This window comes from Streptomyces sp. NBC_01275, from assembly GCF_026340655.1.
GTDB lineage: Bacteria > Actinomycetota > Actinomycetes > Streptomycetales > Streptomycetaceae > Streptomyces.
In genome coordinates this window covers 755068-773491 of record NZ_JAPEOZ010000001.1, presented here as the reverse complement: position 1 = coordinate 773491, position 18424 = coordinate 755068, and the positions used below count along the sequence as shown (strand labels likewise).

General features: G+C 68.7%; 16 protein-coding genes and 2 pseudogenes. 9 read left to right on the top strand and 9 right to left on the bottom strand.

What is annotated here, in order from left to right; all coding sequences use genetic code 11:
• Nucleotides 1-11 precede the first annotated feature (11 nt).
• Both OG562_RS03400 and OG562_RS03395 read left to right on the top strand, forming a co-directional pair.
• A complete protein-coding gene (locus OG562_RS03400) occupies nucleotides 12-602 on the top strand; it encodes a TetR/AcrR family transcriptional regulator (protein ID WP_266393435.1) in 591 nt (196 codons plus the stop codon).
• A 173-nt stretch (nucleotides 603-775) separates the two neighbouring features.
• Complete coding sequence (locus OG562_RS03395) at nucleotides 776-1777, top strand: recombinase family protein (RefSeq protein ID WP_266393433.1); 1002 nt, start codon at nucleotides 776-778, stop codon at nucleotides 1775-1777.
• Between the two features lie 41 nt (nucleotides 1778-1818).
• Here the strand turns inward: OG562_RS03395 and OG562_RS46195 are convergent, their stop codons facing one another.
• Both OG562_RS46195 and OG562_RS46190 read right to left on the bottom strand, forming a co-directional pair.
• Complete coding sequence (locus OG562_RS46195; protein WP_353962846.1) at nucleotides 1819-2064, bottom strand: cytochrome P450; 246 nt, start codon at nucleotides 2062-2064, stop codon at nucleotides 1819-1821.
• Between the two features lie 64 nt (nucleotides 2065-2128).
• Nucleotides 2129-2509, bottom strand: a pseudogene (locus OG562_RS46190) (cytochrome P450); the annotation flags it as partial.
• Nucleotides 2510-2979: 470 nt separating this feature from the next.
• Here OG562_RS46190 and OG562_RS03385 point away from each other — a divergent pair.
• A complete protein-coding gene (locus OG562_RS03385; RefSeq protein ID WP_266393430.1) occupies nucleotides 2980-3678 on the top strand; it encodes a tectonin domain-containing protein in 699 nt (232 codons plus the stop codon).
• A 702-nt stretch (nucleotides 3679-4380) separates the two neighbouring features.
• A complete protein-coding gene (locus OG562_RS03380) occupies nucleotides 4381-4869 on the top strand; it encodes a GNAT family N-acetyltransferase (RefSeq protein ID WP_266408989.1) in 489 nt (162 codons plus the stop codon).
• A gap of 803 nt (nucleotides 4870-5672) precedes the next feature.
• Here the strand turns inward: OG562_RS03380 and OG562_RS03370 are convergent.
• Together OG562_RS03370 and OG562_RS03365 are read right to left on the bottom strand one after the other, a co-directional pair.
• Nucleotides 5673-6911: a hypothetical protein gene (locus tag OG562_RS03370; protein WP_266393428.1), complete on the bottom strand. Its 1239-nt coding sequence runs from the start codon at nucleotides 6909-6911 to the stop codon at nucleotides 5673-5675.
• Nucleotides 6908-7870 carry a hypothetical protein gene (locus tag OG562_RS03365; RefSeq protein ID WP_266393426.1) on the bottom strand — a complete coding sequence of 321 codons (963 nt, stop codon included), beginning with the start codon at nucleotides 7868-7870 and terminating at the stop codon, nucleotides 6908-6910. The genes OG562_RS03370 and OG562_RS03365 overlap by 4 nt, the downstream gene beginning before the upstream one ends.
• Before the next feature lie 283 nt (nucleotides 7871-8153).
• On the opposite strand from OG562_RS03365, the gene OG562_RS03360 reads away from it, so the two are divergent.
• Nucleotides 8154-9212 (top strand): SDR family oxidoreductase, encoded by a 1059-nt coding sequence (locus OG562_RS03360; RefSeq protein ID WP_323187473.1) that lies wholly within the window; start codon nucleotides 8154-8156, stop codon nucleotides 9210-9212.
• On the opposite strand, the gene OG562_RS03355 is transcribed toward OG562_RS03360, so the two are convergent.
• Nucleotides 9185-10195, bottom strand: coding sequence for a TauD/TfdA family dioxygenase (locus OG562_RS03355; protein ID WP_266393424.1), 1011 nt, complete (start codon nucleotides 10193-10195; stop codon nucleotides 9185-9187). The two genes, OG562_RS03360 and OG562_RS03355, sit on opposite strands and share 28 nt — an antisense overlap.
• A gap of 41 nt (nucleotides 10196-10236) precedes the next feature.
• On the bottom strand, nucleotides 10237-11223 hold the full coding sequence (locus OG562_RS03350; protein WP_266393422.1) for a hypothetical protein: 987 nt from the start codon (nucleotides 11221-11223) through the stop codon (nucleotides 10237-10239).
• A gap of 579 nt (nucleotides 11224-11802) precedes the next feature.
• Between OG562_RS03350 and OG562_RS03345 the strand changes: the two genes are divergently transcribed.
• Nucleotides 11803-12318, top strand: coding sequence for a hypothetical protein (locus OG562_RS03345; RefSeq protein WP_266393420.1), 516 nt, complete (start codon nucleotides 11803-11805; stop codon nucleotides 12316-12318).
• Here the strand turns inward: OG562_RS03345 and OG562_RS46185 are convergent.
• Nucleotides 12221-12562 carry a PH domain-containing protein gene (locus OG562_RS46185; protein WP_353962845.1) on the bottom strand — a complete coding sequence of 114 codons (342 nt, stop codon included), beginning with the start codon at nucleotides 12560-12562 and terminating at the stop codon, nucleotides 12221-12223. The genes OG562_RS03345 and OG562_RS46185 overlap by 98 nt on opposite strands.
• 423 nt (nucleotides 12563-12985) lie before the next feature.
• Here OG562_RS46185 and OG562_RS03340 point away from each other — a divergent pair, with 423 nt between their 5' ends.
• Together OG562_RS03340 and OG562_RS03335 are read left to right on the top strand one after the other, a co-directional pair.
• Nucleotides 12986-13738 (top strand): hypothetical protein, encoded by a 753-nt coding sequence (locus OG562_RS03340; protein ID WP_266393418.1) that lies wholly within the window; start codon nucleotides 12986-12988, stop codon nucleotides 13736-13738.
• Between the two features lie 844 nt (nucleotides 13739-14582).
• Nucleotides 14583-15182, top strand: coding sequence for a hypothetical protein (locus tag OG562_RS03335; RefSeq protein WP_266393416.1), 600 nt, complete (start codon nucleotides 14583-14585; stop codon nucleotides 15180-15182).
• A gap of 24 nt (nucleotides 15183-15206) precedes the next feature.
• Here OG562_RS03335 and OG562_RS03330 read toward each other — a convergent pair.
• Nucleotides 15207-16248: pseudogene (locus tag OG562_RS03330) on the bottom strand (hypothetical protein).
• Nucleotides 16249-16842: 594 nt separating this feature from the next.
• On the bottom strand, nucleotides 16843-17091 hold the full coding sequence (locus OG562_RS03325) for a hypothetical protein (protein WP_266393414.1): 249 nt from the start codon (nucleotides 17089-17091) through the stop codon (nucleotides 16843-16845).
• A 285-nt stretch (nucleotides 17092-17376) separates the two neighbouring features.
• Between OG562_RS03325 and OG562_RS03320 the strand changes: the two genes are divergently transcribed.
• Nucleotides 17377-18408 carry a hypothetical protein gene (locus OG562_RS03320; RefSeq protein ID WP_266393412.1) on the top strand — a complete coding sequence of 344 codons (1032 nt, stop codon included), beginning with the start codon at nucleotides 17377-17379 and terminating at the stop codon, nucleotides 18406-18408.
• Nucleotides 18409-18424: the final 16 nt, after the last annotated feature.

Sequence of the window (18424 nt, the reverse complement as noted above, 5' to 3'; positions counted from 1 at the left end):
GGAGTGTTGCGGTGAACGACGGCGGCCCGGGCCCGGGAAGCTCAGCCAGGTCCAATCGCAAGGACGCCCGGCGCAACCAGCAGGCGCTGCTGGACGCGGCCGCCGCGGTCTTCGTGACCTCGGGTGTGGAGGCGCCGGTACGCGACATCGCGGCCAAGGCTGGCGTCGGGGTGGCCACGATCTACCGCCACTTCCCCACCCGGGCGGACCTCGTCGTCGCCGTCTACCGCCACCAGATCGACGCCTGCGCCGAAGCCGGCCCCACCCTGCTGGCGGTCGGCCCCACTCCCTATGCCGCCCTGGGGCGGTGGGTCGACCTCTTCGTCGACTTCCTCGTCACCAAACACGGCCTCGCAGCCGCGATGCGGGGCGACAGCACCAGCTTCGAGGCGCTCCATGCCTACTTCCTCGAACGCCTCCTGCCGGTGTGCACCCAGCTCCTCGAAGCTGCCGCCGCCTCCGGCGAGATCCACTCCGGCCTCGACGCCTACCACCTCATGCGCGGCATCGGAAACCTCTGCATCGGCGCCGAGAGCGACCCCCGCTACGACGCACGCCGACTGGTCGCACTCCTCGTCGCCGGCCTACGCCAACCGAACTGACCGCGGCGCTCGTGAATCATGGATGTTCTCGCACAAACGGTCCTTTGCCCGAGCAAGATCAAGAACAGGCCGCCGGAGACCGCCGAGACTGGTTCGGGTTTGCAGAACCCGTTCTCACCCAAAGGAGGGACGGACCCCCTTCTGAGAGTTGCATTGTGCGAAAATTCGGGCCCATGACGGACCCTCAGCACCCCTCCCCGTCCGGCCGGTCGGATGCGGACGACATCGAGCAGCACGCCTGTCCGAAGTGCGACGCACAGCCCGGCTCGCCGTGCCGCTCCCGCGGCGGCGCGGTCGCCTCCGCCTACCACACCCGCCGCTTCACCCAGGTTCCCCGCCTGAAGAAGGCACTGCGGGTGCCGCCCCCCACGGACCGCAGCCCCGGCAAGCCCTGGCGGCCCGGTAGCCCGCCCCCGGCTCCGGCCGTCGCGGACACCCCGGGCGCGGACATCCGCATCGGCTACGTCCGCTGTTCGACCCTCGGCCAGGAACTCGGCTCCCAGCTCGACGCGCTCACCGCGCACGGCATCCCCCGCGACAAGATCTTCAGCGAGAAGATCAGCACCCGGGTACGGGTCCGCCCCCAGTTCGAGGCGGCGCTGAAGACCGCGCGGGAGATCAAGGCGCACGCCCCGCACTGCCGGGTGATCTTCACCGTGTACGAGATGAAGCGGCTCGGCCGCGACGCCGCCGAACTCACCGCGCTCGCCGATCACCTCACCGCCCACGGCCTGGTCCTGGAGATGCTCGCCGGGCCCCTGCCCGGCATCTACGACCCCACCGGCGCGGCGCCGCTGCTGTTCGCGTTCTTCGCGGCGATGGCGGAGACCGAGCGGGAGAACATCCGCGAGTCGACGCTGGAGGGGCTCGACACCGCGGCCCGCAAGGGCAAGCACGGCGGCCGGCCGCCGGTCATCACCGACGACATGCTCCACACCGTGCTCCGGCGAAGGGCGAACGGCGAGTCCGTCGAGCAGATCCAGCCCGACCTGATCATCCCCACCGGCAAGCGCAAAGGGCTGAGCCCGTCCGTCGCCAGTGTCTACCGGGCACTTGCCAAGCACGCCAAGCGCGAGGCGTACCCCGAAGCGGTCGAGGCGGCCCACGCCGACTTCGCCGCCCTCCAGACTGGCGAGGTTCCCGGCCCCCGGGCCCAGCCGCAGAACGTACGGTGACTCACTAGAACTTCAAGATCATCCCGTGGCCCCTTTTGGGCTTACCTCGGCGATCCCCCTTCTACGGTGCCGACGCGGGAGTGCACTGGGCGGTCGTCTGCCGGGCGGATGCGCCACTGGGCCAGGGCGTTGGTGAGCATGAGGGTGAGCTGTGTCCAGGCGTAGTGGTCTCCGGCACAGCGGCGGTTGCCTGCGCTGAAGGGGATGAAGGCGTTCGTGTGCTGGGGGGTGACGCGGTGGGGGAGCCAGCGGTCGGGGTCGAAGGAGTCGGGGTCGGGGAAGAGGATTGGGGCCGTGGTGGAGGATGTGGAGGCTGAGGTAGACGCGGGCGCCAGTGGGCAGGTGCACGTCGCCCAAGGTGACGGGTTGGATGGTGCGTCGCATGAGGAGCCAGGTGGGGTGGCGGCGCAGGACTTCGCTGAGGACCTGCCGGGTGTAGGACAGGTGGGGGATGTGCTCGGCGTGGACCTGGGTTCGGCCGGTCACGGCGTCGATCTCGGCCAGAAGCTGTGCTTCGACGTCAGGGTGTCGGGCGGTCTCGTGGAAGGCCCAGGCGAGGGCGGCGCTCATGGTGCCCGTGCCGGCGACGAACAGGTTCAGGATCTCGTCACAGATTTCCCGATCCGACATGCCGGCCCCGCTCTGGCGGTCGCGGGAGTGGACCAGGGTGGACAACAGCCCGCCGGGGTCCTGTTCTCCGGTGCGCCGCTGGTCGATCTCCTGCCCGATCACGCGGCGCAGTGCGGCCACGGCCCGGTCGGCTTCCGGGTCGGTGCCCGGCTGGTGCGCCCCGGCCAGACGTGACCGCCAGGCCGCGGCGTGACGCCGACGGGCTGGGAGCGGGCGGGGGTACGGGGCAGCCGACGGGGCATCGGGGTGATGGCAGTGTGGTCGCCCACCCGTCTTCACCCGTCGGAGTGTGCCCCGGACACGGCGAAGTCGGACGGCTGGTCGGCGGTGACCTCAGGCTTGCCGTGGACGCCTGAAGACAGGAGGACTTGGTGCCTCCATGTGGGTTACGGCGCTTTTGGTCTTCGGGAACTGGCAAGGGCTGCCTGGGTGCCGTGCGTCCTGGGAGCGAGGCCGCATCAAACATCGATTTCTGGATGTTTTAAGAGGTCAATCGGTATATGGGGCTGTTTGGGTGTCCTAGTCGCGCCGCATGTACCGGGTGCAAGGTGCGACGCGAAAGGGGCACAGGCGTGGCTGACTGGAAGCAGATCTCTGGTGGTCTGACGACGATCTCGGTGGGGTCGCGTACTCATGTGTGGGGGGTGAACTCGCTGGGGCAGATCTACCGGTACACCGGGCACGACGCGAACCCGTGGATCGGCATCCCGGGCAAGGCGGTCGATATCGGTGTGGCCGCCGACGGCACGGTGTGGCACGTGAACTCCGCCGGTGGGATCTTCCGTTACACCGGGGACCAGGGCTCCACCGACTGGGTGGGCGTATCCGGCGGGTTGACCCGCATCTCGGTGGGGTCGCGTACTCATGTGTGGGGGGTGAACTCGCTGGGGCAGATCTACCGGTACACCGGGCACGACGCGAACCCGTGGATCGGTATCCCGGGTCGTGCGGTGGACATCGGTGTGGCCGCGGACGGGACGGTGTGGCACGTGAACTCCGCGGGCGCGATCTTCCGTTACACCGGGGACCAGGGCTCCACCGACTGGGTGGGCATCTCCGGCGGCCTGTCCCGGATCTCCGTCGGCTCCCGGACGAACGTCTGGGGCGTCAACTCCTCCGACCAGATCTACCGCTACACCGGCCACGACGCCAACCCCTGGACCGGCATCCCCGGCGCCGCGGTCGACGTCGGCGCGGCTGCCGACGGCACCGTCTGGGTCGTGAACTCCGCCGGCGGTATCTTCCGCTACACCGGAGACCAGCCGAGCTGACCTGCGTGAGTAAGTCGTGCGGGGTCCCAGTCCGCAGCGACCGGGACCCCGCACGGCGAGTGCGGTGACGGCGAACCTCCACGCCCTCCCCGGCAGCGCGGCCGCGACCTCCACTACAACCAGGCCCGGTGCTGCTGCCGACCGGCGCGGGGAAACCGGTCGGCGGCTAGCGGGAGGCGTCGGCGGTCTTCTGCTCGTGGTGGTGCTTGAGCGCGTCACGGGCCGCGGCGACGTCGGCCGCGGCGAGGCCGCTCCAGAACGCATGGGCGACGATCAGCCCCGCGAGTTCGAGTTCCCTCGCCCGCAGCCGGGCGATCTCCGCCGTGTCCTCGGGATCCCAGCCGGAGGAGGCGGGCCGGGACGACGGCCGCCAGGCGTTCTCGTGCGTCTCCCACGCGTCCAGCGGTTCGGCCGATCGGCCGATGCCTTAAACGCTACGCCGCCCGCGAGGTGTTCCACCTGGTCAGGCCCACACAGTCATGACCCCCGTCATAGGGGCAGTGAGGCCCGCCAGGAACCGTTCCGACGGGGACCTCCGCGCGGAGCCGTGAGACGCCGAAGCCGCACCGAAGCGCTCCGGCGCGGCTTCGGCGTGAGATCGGTTGCGCTCGCACGAGTGGTTCCCGGGAGCGGTGCAGGAACGCCTGCCCGAGCAGCCGAACCGCCGCAGGAAGGCACTCCCCGGTGCGAAATACTCTCCCGATGAGTTCACGCACTTCCCCGATCAGCCAGCCGATCACGATACGGAGGGCAGTCGCGCGGGATGCCAAACGGCTCACGCGGCTCGTGCGTGGCTCAGGCGCCTACGAGGGTAAGTACGCAGCCGCAGTGGCGGGCTACCGGGTCGGTCCTGATTACATCGAGGCCCACCGCGCCTTCGTAGCCGTCTGCGCCGACGAGCATGGAGGCCGGGTCATCGGGTTCTACTCGCTCGTCCTCGCTCCACCGGAGCTCGACCTGCTGTTCGTCGCCGACGAAGCGCAAGGACGTGGTATAGGACGGCTGCTCGTGGCGCACATGCAGTCCGAGGCCCGTGCCGCCGGGCTCGACTGTGTCAAGGTCGTGTCGCATGTTCCCGCCGAGGACTTCTACCACCGCGTGGGTGCGGTGCGGACCGGGACCGCGTTTGCGAACCCGCCCGCCGTGCCGTGGGACCGTCCCGAATTCGAGTTTCGCATTCCTTCGGAATGACGCGGGCCGGCTGGCGGGGCACCGGCTTCGCCTGCATGGTGGCCGGCATGCAGGAGCCGCTGGACGCCGCGCGCTCCGTGTGTGCCGTCGCCTCTGCCCTGGCGGGGTGATCGTGCCGGTGCGGGCCAGACCGCTGAACGCGCTGAGGTCGCGCGGCGGTGAGAGGCGGTCGTCGAGCAGGCTCCCGAGGAAGAGGTTGTAGTGGATGCCGGCCACGGTCGCCGTCGCACCGTCCACCACCGCGCTCCACTCGTGCAGGGCGGCCAGCGCCCGCGGATCCCGCGCCAGGTCCTCGGGGGAGAGGAGTTCCTCGTTCAGGGCCCGCAGCCGGTCGTAGGAGAGCTGCCACCTCTCTTCGGTACCGGCATTGCTGCGGTGACGGAACAGGTCGGTCGAGACCGCCTTGCGCCGCATCGCGTGGACATCGGTGCCCTCGGGCCGTCGTCAAAGAGAGCGTCGGTGAGCCTGGCGCTGTCGAGATCCGGGTGAGAGCCGATCACGGGATGGGTGTTGATCATCATGCCCGGACCAACGATCCAGACCGGCGAGCGTGTGGGGTGCACGAGCGAGGGCGCCCGCCGCCCACCCACCGGGCCGGGCCCCTGGCGCGACCTCGCCCGTCACCGACTACCTGTGCGTTCCCCTCTTGGACCGCGGCCGCTGCGGACGGACGCTCAGCGCCCGGCGTACGCACAGATGTTGTGCACGACCGCGTACACCGAGGTGTCGCCGCATCAACGGCACCATTGAGGACAGGTTTGCCATCGGCCGACCGGAACGCACTTCCAGACATGAATGCGCGTTCACGCAGGAGAGATCAGCGTGCTGTGGTGGAAGCCAAGACGCGGATCGTGTCTCCAAGGGAGGCCGTCGACGTACTGCTGCAGCTGCGGCATGCGCACCCGCTGCCGGACAGTGTTGGCCGGATAGTCGTAGACGGTGACGGTATTGAGTCCCCGGTTGGCGGTGAACAGCAGACTCTGGTCGGCGGAGAGCTGACAGGCGTACACCGAATCGAGCAGCGTTCCGCGCGAGACCCGCAGCGCTGCGAGGAAGTGCCTGCTGCTCGCGGCCGGCGAGCCGCGGGTGAAGGCGTCGGTCACCTGGTGCAGTGCCTGCCGGCCGGCGAGCAGCTGCTCGGGCAGGCCGGGGCGCTCGTCGATGATCCGGTGGGTGGAGAAATCGTCCAGGTCGATCATGACGATGGTGCCGCTGCCGCCGTTGCAGTAGATCAGTTCGCGATCGGAGACGCAGACGTCCGAGTTGATGTGCGCCGGGGTCTCACGCGGGGCCGTCCAGTGGCGCAGGACCTGTCCGTGTTCGGCGTCGATCTCGAAGACGTACTCCTTGAGGTAGGCCATGGCCCACTCGTGCCAGTCGTGTCCTTCCTGGGGGAGGACACGGAAGGAGAGGGCGTAGAAGCGGTCTTCGCGGGGATGAACGGCCACATGCCAGCAGGTGGCCGGCAAGTCGACGCGGTGGGCTGTGCCCGTGCGCAGGTCGAAGATGCCGACCTCGCGGGCCTCGCCGCGACCGGGGTGGTCCATGCCGCCGTAGACGAGGTATCGGCCGGAGGCCGTGGTCTTCATGGCATGGGGCAGCTTCAGGCCGTGCGGGCCCAGGCGCTCGGGACGGCCGAGCTGGTCGATGTCGAACCGCCACAGGTGCTCGCCGATCGCACCGACGATCTCCCGGTTTCCCAGCCAGGCGATGTGCGTGGTGCCTTTGATGGACGAGTCGGTGGGCTCGATCCGCAGGGTGGACAGGCGGTCGGTCTCGGCGAGGGCCGTGGTGTCGTAGAAGAGCAGGTGCTGGCCGGTGTTGCCGAGGAACCCGAGCGAGCGGTCCGGGCTGACGCTGACGGCATGACCGCCGGCGATGCCGTCGTAGTACTCGATCTTGTACGCGTACCGGCCGGTGGCGGGGTCGTAGCGGAAGACGCAGACGCCTGCCCGGCCTTCCAGGCCGTTGAGGCCGTTGCCGTCGAGGGCGATGTGGAAGGCGTACGGGTACTCGTGCGGCTGGGTGGTGAGCGGGGTCAACGGGGCTGCCTCTCGGGCCTGAAGTGACGGAAGCCGGAACTGTCGGTGTACTCGGGCCGTGTCGGCCTCCACGGGGCCAACCCGGCCAACGGGTTCAACGGCTCGGCCACGCGGGCGACGGCGTCCCGGAGCGAGAAGTCGGCGCCGGACGTCTCCGCGACCGGCCCTGTGCTGCCCTGCCCGTGTGCCGCGATGGTATTCAGGGTGGTGTGGAAGGACCTGCGGTAGGCGTCCTCCACCAGAGCGCGCCGGACCGCGGGCCACAGCGTGGGGGTGATCGCCCGCCACAACGGTGGGAGGGCGAACTGCTGATAGGCGCAGATGGTCACTCTGGTGCCGCCCCCGGTCCGGGCGAAGGACACCGAGCCGTCGTCCTGAAGCGCGGAGGCGTTCTCGCTGTGGACCTGCCGCCAGCGCAGCAGCTGCTCGTCCGGGCCGTAGTCGATGGTCTCCAGCTTGCAGACGTCGAGTACGTCGGCGCCGCACAGCGCGAGGTAGGCGGGCTGGGCCCGGTTGATGCTCCGCTCGAGCTGCCGAATCGGCCTTCCGGCCTCATCGTGAGCCTGGACATCCGTACAGCCCGCCAGATGGCCGCTGGTCAGACCGATGACCTTGCTGATGTCGAGGCGTGTGGTGAACTCGTCGAACGGCGTCGGCACTTGCCTCTCGCAGCGGAACAGGACGGCTTCGTCCAGGTAGCGCCACCGCATCCCGTCGGCACTCGGCGGGACGGACGCGATCAGCCGGTCCAGCGGTTCCAGATGGCGGGCCACGGCCTCGAACTCCGCAGGCTCGAACGCCAGTGCATCGACGCCGAGCGGTGTCGGCGCGGTGCGGGTCGGGGCGTCATTCGGTCGGCTCCGAAGGGCGGACGCCAGCTCTGTCGCCAACTCCGCCGTCTGGTCGACGACCGTCAGTAACCTTCGCAGCGCCACTCCGGCCAGGGGGATGTCGGGCATGGTTCCGCACTACCCGGCACCATAACCTCCCATACCAGACGCGCCCGCCGAGGCCGCCCATGGCCGATCGGCGAACTGTCGAGGTGGATCGGTGTACCTATCGGCTCTCCGGGCTGGCTGCAGCGGCGCATGGATCGCGGCAGCCCAGTCGAGAAGAAGTCGGCACGCGCCAGCGATGGCGGGATCCGGCCACATCTCGGATCCGGGGCGCTGCCTGCCTCCTCACCGGTGAACATTCATCACGAACACGTCAAGTGCACTGCCATCACATGGCGGAGGATTCATGACCCGTACGGCACCGCCACCCCCAGCCCTCCGCACTCAGGGACCTCTGCCCCGTAGAGGGATTTCAAAGGGTGGCTGTGCGGTGACCGGACTCCGCGTGCTCCAGATACCCGGGACCTGTGGTTGGAAAGACTACGTCGCACTCCAGGAGAGCCGCTTCGCGGCCCAAGGGGCCGTGGTCCTGTGCCTGGGGCTGTACCGCGACGAACCAGGGTTCGCCCCCCCCGGAGACCTCTCCCACCTGGTCGGTGTGGTGCCGGACATCGTGCACCTGCACTGGCCGGAAATGCTCGCCAGGTTGTTCGGCGACGCCGAGGCGATCGCCTTCCTGCGGGAGTTCGCCGCTGGTCGACGAGTTCCTCGACGGAGCCGAACGCGTGGAGCTCTTCCACGCTGCTGGACGGGTACCCCACCTCGCTCGGATCGCCGCCAACGACGTAGACGCCTTCCACGCGGCGATCGAGGACAACCTGGTGACCACCTACGCGGTCCTGCGTACGGTCGCGGAAACCGTGGCAGCCCACTGCGCGCCGGGCGCCATCCTGGTCCTGGTTCGGTCGGCGGCACCAGGGCACACCGCTACAAGGCCGGCTACGACGCGGCCAAAGCCGCCACCGAAAGCCTCACCCGCAGTTTCGCCCTGGAGTACGGCCCGCTCCACATGTCGACGCGGGCCGCCATCGCGATCGGCCCCATCGAAGACTCCTCGACCACCTCTGCCGACGGGGTACACATCGACGCCCTCGTTCGCGACGTCGCCCTACAGTGCTACGCGACCCTCGCCGAGGTGGTCCACGCCGTCGCGGTGCTGGCGACACCGGTCTTCGACTTCGCGCACGGCGCGACCCACCTCTTCGACGGCGGCCTCGCTCAGCAACTCCGCTCCCACGCCATCGAACGACCCCCTGAGGACTGGGAGTCCGCTGAGTCACAGGAGGATGCCAGCGTCCTCTCATGGCGGTCCTGTTGGCGTGTGCGGGCGGAGGGTCGTTCTCCTCGGCGACCCGGCGACGGTGAAGATATCGCTGGTCAGCGGGCGAGAATGTGGCCGTCGTGAGGGCGGTGGTCGCGGGAGCGACGCAGGTCGGCGGTGACGTACGTGCGTTGCAGCCAGCGGTCTGCTCCGTCGTATCGAGGGTGGAAGGCGGTGCGGCCGTGGACGGTGACGCGGTTGTCGATGACGACCAGGTCGCCGGGTGTCAGGCGCAGAGTGCGGGCGGTCGCCTCGCAGGCGCGGCCGAATTCGGTCAGCGCCGCTGCGGCCTGAGGGGTGAGCGGGCGTGTGACGAGTTGAGCCATACGTATGTCGGGGTCCTCGGCTGCTCCCCACAGCACCGGTCGGGGCTTGACGCCGGACTCGGTCGCGGCAGCGTCGGGGCTGAAGGAGGGTGGTGGTGTGGTGATGAACTCCGATGCGAACAGGGCCTGGCGGTTGGCTGGGGTGAGGAGCGGCAGTGTCTGGCGGATGCCGGCGATGCGCATGCCGGCGATCTGGTCGTGGTCGGCACGCAGGCACAGGAAGATCACATAGTCGGGTGGGTGGGGGTGGAAGCCGTTTTCGGTGTGGAAGGACAGCGGCGCCGATCCGGCGTTGCCGTGGAAGGTCTCCTGCCCGGGCACGGGCACGACGTCCTGCACGAGGGCGCCGGTTTTCTCCCCCAGGTAGGCGAGAGGCTCGCCGAGCCCGCAGGCCACCATGGTGAGCACCGCCGCCGCGATGGTGGCCTGGCGCTGGACCGAGCCGGGTACGGTCGGTGTTGTGGGCAGGGCCGCCTGATCGACGGGCAGGCCGCCGATCACCAAGGTGCCGTTCGGGCCGGAATGCCTTCGAAACCGGCGCACCTCGAGGCGCAGCCGTAGCGGAAGCTCCTCCCAGGCGTCCCGGGCCTGGGCCACCCACTCGAGGCTGTCGACCTGGTCGTGCCCGCGGGTGCACAGGGTGCGGGCCAGCCGCTCGCACGCGGCGGCATCGGCCGGATCCAGTTCCCGGTCTGTGGCGAGGACGGTGTTTTGGGCGGTGTCGGGCGTCGTCTCGGGCATCGGGGTCTCCTGCCTGGGGCGTGGGCGGCGGAAGCGCGGACTCACGAGTGGCGCAGGCCGGCCACGGCGTCGGCGACGTAGTGGTCCCCGAATCGGATCAGCGAGGCGTACTGGGCCGCACGGCGATGGCGCATGAGCCGTAGTTCGGCGACGGCGTTGTCGGGTCCTCCGCGTTTCTGAGCGATGGAACGACGCAGATGCACCATCGAGTACGCGAGGGTGACGTGCCGTTCTGCATCCACGATGTCGGCTTCCAGGAGAGCACCCCGTGCCTCGGCCAGCTCCGGGGCGCGGGCTGCCAAGTGCTCGTAGGAGTCGGGAACCACGGACAGCAGGTCCTTCATCGCCGCCCGGAACAGCTTGTATCCGCGATGTTGGCGCCCGCTCAACGGGACGTCCACCGACGGAGGCGCCATGGTGCGGCGTATCGCCGCCATGTAGTAGTCGGCGGGGATCGTACTGGCGTGAGCCATGGCTGCTGGGAAGCCACGCACATACACCGTCGCATCTGCCAGCCGCAGCAGTGCGGCATCGCCGTCGCCGAGCCGCAGCGAGCGGGTGGCGTCGGCCACGGCGACCGCGGCGCAAATGTTGAACAGGACATGGACCTGGTGACCGATGAGCCAGCGAGCACTCCACATACTCTCCAACGACGATCCCGCACCGGCCTCGGGGACGGCTGCCGGCGGGACAGAATCAGGGTCTGTGCCCGGCGCTGCGCCGGTGAGATCGAGCACCGACTGCCGCATGCCGGTCACCTCCAGCGCCAGGTCGGAACCCGACAGCGGAGCATCACACAGATCTTCCAGACCGCGGTTGATGACCAGGACACCGTGCAGGGCAGCCTGTTGATCCGACAGCTCCCCCTCACGGACCCGGAAGAACGACTGACTGGTCGACTCCGCCGGCAGTCCCTCACCGACCAAGGCCGGAGCCAGATCCGACAGCGCGGCCGCCAACTCACCGGCGACCGTGGCAGCCTGCCGCAGCGCGAGGGTGCGCTCGACAGGTCTGGCGTGGGTCGACATCGCGGCCAGCACGCGCGCGGCCCGCTTCGCCTCAGCTTCGACCCGTGGGCCCAGCACCGGGACGGGCCGCCCGCCTCGGGGCTCTCGGAAGACAGCGACAGCAGGATGACCGGCAACCGGTGATAAGCCCATGGTTGAAGTATTTCGCCACGAAAACTCCACACGAAACCTGATCTGCAAGACCATTCCTGCGCGGTGCACCGGAGTTGGCCGGGGATGGTGCGTTGTCGGTGCCGGGCCGGCGGGGCGTGTCCCGATAGGGGCCTGCCGATCAGTTGTGGCGTCCTCACGATTCTGACCGCCCGATGCGGCCCGGTACCGGCAACGTGACACGCCATCGGACCGGAAGGGGGACGGGCATGTCCAGTTCGACCATGTCCAGTACGCCGCCTGCCCCGCAGACTTGTCGTCGACGTTCTGCGGGATACCGTGATCTGTTAGGGACCGAACCGCACGGCCTCGGGGGGATGATGGTTCGAGTACTTCTGCTCGGAGTGGGGACCTTTCGCAGCACGGTTGACGGCGAGTGGAGTCCCACGTCGGAGGAGTTGGCTCCGCTGCCGTCGGTCGAGCGGGGGGGTGCGTGAACTCGCCTCGGTACTCTCGCTCTTCGACGGGCTGAATGTCAGAGAACCGGTGATCGACGCGGACCGGGTAGGTGTCGAGGAGAGCTGGCGGAATCTGCGGCGTGACTCGGCGGGCCGACCACGCATCGTCCACTTCGCCGGCCACGGGGTCCCTCGTGGCCCGGTTCTGTACCTGCCCGTGTACGACAGCCGTCTGACTGAGCTCCCCGAGTCGGCGATCGATATCGGCCGATGGCTTAACGAGGTCGAGCACGGTCGCGACCAGTCGCCCGTCCTGTTCCTGCTCGATGTTTGCGGGGCAGGTGCGGCGACGGACTTCCAGCTGTTCCAGGACATTCCTGAGGACGATCGCAGAACCTGGGTGATCGCGGCCTGCACAGCGGACGAGAGCGCCTTCGGCGCACGTTTCACTAAGGCCACAGCCCAGGCACTGGAGCGGCTCCACCTAGGGCACTGGGATATTTTTGGTGTGCTGCGCGCAGGGCGCGCAGCCGGTCCTCGAAGCTGAACGCGTCCACGGAGCCGGCGTACGGCACCGGAAGCCGGACGGCTTCGCCGCTGCGCAGCTTGGCCACGACACGGAGGTTGTGGGTGCTGAGGCGGCGGTCGCCGGGTTGTACCCGCACGTCCTCGAAGCGGTCGATCTCGTCCCATTCCAGTCGGTGCCACCGCAGCACCGTGCGGTACCGCAGCCCGTCCTGGCCCGCCTCCAGGCGGCGCCCGAGGAACCCGAAAGCCGTCAGGGTCCCCACAGCGAGGACCGAGGAGCAGCCCACCCACTGGTCGTGTCCCGGAACACCGAGACCGGCCGCGACCCCTGCCCCGATCGCGGCCAGCGCGGCCACCCAGCTCTTCCCGCTCCTCGCACCTGACACCGAAATTCTCCGCCTGGGGCCCGGCCTGTTGGCCGGGCCCCAGGCATATCCGGTCCACCTCAGCACCCGAGCCCTCCGAGACGGCGCGTCTGCGAAGAGTCATCAGCATCGCTGTGAACTGCGGAAACAGCAGCGCCACAAAAAATCTCGTCATGTGCGTGGGATGAATCGCTGAACTCTCCATAGAGCAGCGCGAAATGACATCTAGTGCGAGGGTTGGTATACACCCCAATGCAAGATCAAATGGCGCTGTTTGAGGAGACCCGGCAGAACCAGCAGTCCGACGCCGAACCTGGCACCGTGACCACAACCAAGCCTTCGAAGCAGGGCAACGCCGCGAAGCTAGCCGCCGACCGCGCTTTGTACGAACGCCTGCAGCAGGACGACTTCGTGGGCCGCGAGATGGAACAGCTGCGTCAGGAACTCTGGGTCTACGGCTGGAAGGTCCTGCGTGCGTGGATGAGGGACGGAACGCTCGTCGAGAAGTGCGGCGAACGGTACATCTCGATCACCGCACGCTGGCACGAGATCGAGACCCTGAAGCGGCGCGGCGACATCCGTGACGAGGTCGCCCACGACGCCGTCCAGAGCGCCGTGGCGCTCTTCACGGAGGAATTCCTCCCTGCCGGCCAGTGGGACCCCGACCGCGGTGCCACGATGCGCACCTACTTCACGGTGACGTGCATGCTCATGTTCCGGGACGCCTTCAAGAAGTGGGCGAGCCGTCACCGGCGCCACCTTGCGATGACGGCCAACGCCGTCATCGACAGCGACCAGGTCGGACGGGACCTTCCTCCGGATGAGGCCGTGATCTACCGGTGGACCGTCCAGCGGATCCTGCGGGACGCCACCTGGGAGGCCCGAGCGATCTGCAGTCTCCTCTACCAGCAGAAAATGACGCAGAAGGAGATCGGCGACGCGCTGGGGATGACCTCCCGGGCCGTCGAGGGACACATGCGCCGGCTGCGTCTCCACGCGGCACGGCTGACCTCCCTCGGCGAGATCGACGCCCTGTATACCCGTATCGCTTCGGCGACAGCGGGTGACCGGTGAACAACGGAATCGAAGGAGGTCCCGGCCCGCAGTCCCAGCCTCCTGCCCGGCGTGGCGTGGGCCGTCGTCTCACCGGAGGAGCGATCGGCGCGGGAGCGGCGGTCACCGCGTTGACGATGGTGGGCGCCCCGTGGTGGGCCGTGGCTATCGCGGTCGTCGTCGGGATCGCGGTACCTGGCGTGCTCGCGCTCGCCCAGACCCTCGTACCGGAGGAGTCCGAGCACAAGCGCGATGTGCTGCTGGCTTGGATGCGTCATCGCGAGCGCCAAGCCCGCAACCGGGTGCCTGCTCAGCGCCGTCGCAAAGCGCGGTCGCGACAGTGACTGCCGCGTGGCGAGCAAGGAAGGGCAGCTCGTCCTGCCCGTCTGTCCGCTCCTGGCGCGCGGGAAGCCGCATCCCCGGGGAGAGCGGGCGGGGAGGACGAGGTCTTCCTCGCCACGAGGTAGGTGACAGTCCGCCGCGACTGCTACCCACCCTGGCCTGCGGAGGTCTCGCGTCTCCAGGCCGTCGCGGTTGTTGGCAGGACAGGCTCTATCGGCCCACGTAATGCAATGCGCGAATCCCACGCGATCCGTCCGGGCGCCATCGCATGCTCCCCGAAAGCCGCAACTCCGTTTCTGGCTGGTCCGGTCGGGCGGCATACTCCGATACGGCTGACCTCACCCGGCGCGTGTTCCGGCACAGCCGGAAGGCTTCACCGTGAGCACAGCGCCGGCGCACTTCAGTTGGCGAGTTTCGCCACGTACTGTGCTTAGGGCCTGTCCGGCGGATCTTCGTGGCGTCCCCGGTCGCATATGCTGAGGCCGTCGCTTCTGATACCCGGCGCCCCGTCAAGGAAGACCAGTTGACTCCGTATTCCCTTGCGTTCTACATGGACGTGGTCGCCTCCGGAACAGTGCTCGGTGCCACTCCGACGGACAGTCCCGACCGGGTGACCGCGATGCTGGGTTCCGATTTCGCCGAGAACTCCCTTGACGACCACAGCATGTGGCGCGACTACGGAATGGTTGAGTTCTTCTGGATTCGGGAAACACCGGACCATCCTTGGGAGGGGCACCACTTCACCTTGCAGGTGCATCGGCTGTCGTACTGGGGCGGCAGCATCGTGAACACGGCAATTCGCGACCGGTACGGGCGCTTCGACCGCCACCTCCGGTTCGACAAACTGGAGCGGCTGCTGGGGAAGCAGGGTGTACCCCTGGAAGACGCCCCGGACGTGAATGCTCCGACCTTCACACGGCACTGGCAGCCTGCTTCACAGGTGTCCGTCATGGTGTTCCGGGCTCACGAAGAATGGCGACAGCGTCGGCGCGGCGACGACCGTATCGGAGATGTGTACACCATCCAGTCATCGGTGAGTGCCGAAGGGGTGGCGCGGGATAGGGAGCGCTACGGCCGTCAGGACAGCCGGGAGCTGTCCGGCAGGTCCTCATCGGAGCCATAGCCGCATCGCGGCGAGGGCGATGGCTCACTGGATCAGCTCGATGTGCGGATGGTCCGGGGAGGCAGGGCAGACGTGGAGCCGGAGGTTGTAGCCGCTGGCGACCACGATCCTGGTGAAGTTCGCCGGAGGCTGGCCAGGAAGCATCGGCGTGGGATTCGCCTGCTCCTCTTCGGGGATCCAGCCCTCGCCGCCGGAGCCCCATTCGGTGGTGGCGATCGTCAGCAGCGGGACCGCCTCGGTGCCGCACTCGGAGCAGATCCGGGGCATGGGATCGGTGAGGCCCCAATGGGGCCAGCCGCCGGCCTTCCAGCCGGGAGCGATGGACAGATGGTCCCCGTAGAACTCGTCCGGGGCGACCTCGTAGTAGTTGTTTAGCGTTGATCCGGCCGCCTGCCACCTGCTTCAGTCGCCCAGTTGCTCCTGCAGTTCCTTGCTCAGTTCCATGGCGTTGGGGTACTCGGTGACCTGCTCGGGTGTGAGCAGGCACGGCTCCGGCAGATAGCCGGGGAATTGGATCGCAGGTGGCTCGGGAGGCGCGTCGAGGATGTCGGTCACGGTCGCTGCGGAGCGCCAGAAAAGTGCGGTTGCGGGGTTCGCCGGGTGGTCGAAGGGACACCAGAGGACCTGGAGCAGATCGGCTTCGGACCGACCCGGCGGGCGCAGCAGGGGGATGTCGCGTACGTACAGCTGGGCCACGGGCAGGATGGCGATCGGGCCTTCGGGCCACGGGCGGCCGACTTCGATCCGCTCCACGATGGCCTGCTCCTCAGGCGCGTACCGGGACAGTGGGTGATCTTCGTACGGCCGGCTCGCCGCTGCTGCCCGGATGCGCCGCTGCCGGCGCGCGTCTCCCGGCGAGAGGATCTCGTTCACCCGGTCCCACTCGTGCGGTCCTTCGCAGTGCGGCCACGGCTCGTCGGCGGGCCAGAGGAGCGGCCCGTCGGCTGTCGTGCGGCGTGGGCGACCCGGGGCGGGGATGCAGCCGGGTCGCCGTGCGCGCCGGCGGGGCCAGTTGAGGGAGGAGCGCGGTGACGTCGAGCGGCCGCGGCGGGGTGGTGGGACTCATGTCGGCTCCCGATGGCGCGAACTGGCTGGGATCAGTTACCGAGGTTGAGCAACCTGGTGCTCTTCGGCAGTCAGGCCGAGACCGCCGAGCGGACGCTCGCCGGTGAGGAACCGACGGTCCGGGTGGACCGTACTGCCGGTTCGAGGAGCGACAGCGTCCGCTGCTGTGCATCAAAGGCGGCGCAGATACCGACCGGCATCGGCAGGTTCGGTCCTGCGCGACCGGTCACTGGATCAGTTCGATGTGGGGATGGTGCGGGGAGGCAGGGCAGACGTGGAGTTGCAGGTCGTGGCCGCCGGCGATGCCGATCTCGGTGAAGTCGCCGGGCTGGGTGCCCAGGGGAACCCGAGTCGGGTTCGTCCGTTCCTCCTCGGGGATCCAGGTCTCGCTGCCGCCGTCTCATTCCGAGGAGGCGATGGTGAGGAGCGGGACCGCCTCGGTGCCGCACTCGGGGCAGGGGCGGTCGACGGGGTCGGTGGGGCTCCAGCGGGTCCAGCCGCCGGTCTTCCAGCCGGGGGCGTGGCAGAGGTTGTTCAGGTAGAGCTCGCCCGGGTCGTCCGCGTACGTGTTGTACCGCGCGGGGTCGATCGTCTCTCAGCGGCTCATGTCGTCCAGCTGGTCCCGAAGTTCCTTGCTCAGCTCCGAGGGGTTGGGGTAGTCGGTGACCTGCTCCGGTGAGAACAGGCACGGCTCCGGGAGGTAGCGCGCGGACTCGATGATCGGCGGCTCGGGCGGTGCGTCGAGGACGTCGGTGACGGTGGCGGAGGAGCGCCAGAAGAGGGCTGTCCGGGGGTGTCGACGGTCACGTAATTCCCCACCAGCGGCGTCAACTTCCCCGCCCAACCGTTCGAATGAGGCCGGTTTCTCCTGCGGCTGGTGATCCGCATGTGGTTTGCTCCGGTCGGCTCAGCTGATAAGAGATGTTTCGCGTCCCGTCTCGTGCCTGATGGCTTCGTAACCGAGAACTGACACTGGTGTTGCAGGGGCCTGTCGCATCGGGAGGGGAACAGACGTACTGGCTCTGAAGGTCAGTACGGGTTGTCGCGGTAATCGCGTTCGGGTCACCGCTTGGCGACGGCCGGCACCAAGTCCTTGTCCGGCCATGGTCCGATGATCGACGATGGCGAAATGTCGCCCGAGTCCGTGCCACCCCCGCGCGTCGCGCGCGCAGCCGAGAAAGCCGGTCTCGGATACTTCCGACACCGGCACGACCGCCGTACGCCCGCCTGGCGGCTGGCCGTCGAGGTGGCTCTGCTCGTGCCGCCGTTGATCCTGCTCTTCGCGTCGAACACCGGGCGACCGGACGATGCCTGGGGCTGGCTGGCGCCGCCAGTGGGCCTGCTGGCGGAGGGCGTCGGGTACTGGCGACTCTCCCCTCTCCTCTCCCGCGACGACTTGGTACCAGCGAGCCCACTGGCTCGGGATCTCGGCAAACTCGCGCTGTACACGGCCCTGCTCGGCGGCTACCTAGCCTGGCAGTGGCGCCTGGGATGGCCGGACAACTCGTTCGGCGACTGGCTGACCGTGGTCGCCGTCGCCGCCGCCGTGCCTGTCCTCGCGATCGGCTTCGACGTGCTCTTCCTGGCGTACGCGCCCTGGTACACGTTCAGCGGCGGCCTGCTGATAGGCGATTCGTGGGGCGGCCGGCGGCGGGTGGTGCGCTACGCGGACGTCAAAACCCTCCGGTACGACCAGTGGTCGCAGAGCTGGCTGGAGAGACTCAACATCAACCTAAGCTCCGACCCGTACCCCGGCTACGCCCAACGCCACTGGCACCGCCTTCGGGTACGGCGCGGGCGGGGCCTGCGCTTCATATCGACCGCGGTCGGCAGCGCGTACGACAACCTCAGCCCGCAGATCTGCGGTGGCGTCGTCGCGGCGCAGCTCCCCGGTGTCCTGACGACGATCGAGGACGGCGGGAAGGTCGCGTTCGGACCGATCACGGCGGACCGGCACCGCGTGAGGGCGGGCTCGGTCTCCGTGCGCTGGGAGAACGTCAGCCACATCGGGTACAACGAGCGGAAACTGACGGTCCACACGACCGACGGCTCACCGGGCCTGGCCCTCCGCGCCCGCCGGGTCCCGAACGGCGAGACCCTCGGAGCGCTCCACCGGAAACTGCGAGAGGAGCGCGAGCAGGACCGCCGCAAGCGCAAGTAGACGAACGCCGCGCGAC

Excerpts from the sequence above, each read along its gene's own strand:
- OG562_RS03395 (WP_266393433.1), top strand. The coding sequence starts at position 776 with ATGACGGACCCTCAGCACCCCTCCCCGTCCGGCCGGTCGGATGCGGAC.
- OG562_RS03380 (WP_266408989.1), top strand. The coding sequence starts at position 4,381 with ATGAGTTCACGCACTTCCCCGATCAGCCAGCCGATCACGATACGGAGG.
- OG562_RS03365 (WP_266393426.1), bottom strand. The coding sequence starts at position 7,870 with ATGCCCGACATCCCCCTGGCCGGAGTGGCGCTGCGAAGGTTACTGACG.
- OG562_RS03360 (WP_323187473.1), top strand. The coding sequence starts at position 8,154 with ATGACCCGTACGGCACCGCCACCCCCAGCCCTCCGCACTCAGGGACCT.
- OG562_RS03355 (WP_266393424.1), bottom strand. The coding sequence starts at position 10,195 with ATGCCCGAGACGACGCCCGACACCGCCCAAAACACCGTCCTCGCCACA.
- OG562_RS03350 (WP_266393422.1), bottom strand. The coding sequence starts at position 11,223 with ATGTCGACCCACGCCAGACCTGTCGAGCGCACCCTCGCGCTGCGGCAG.
- OG562_RS03320 (WP_266393412.1), top strand. The coding sequence starts at position 17,377 with ATGTCGCCCGAGTCCGTGCCACCCCCGCGCGTCGCGCGCGCAGCCGAG.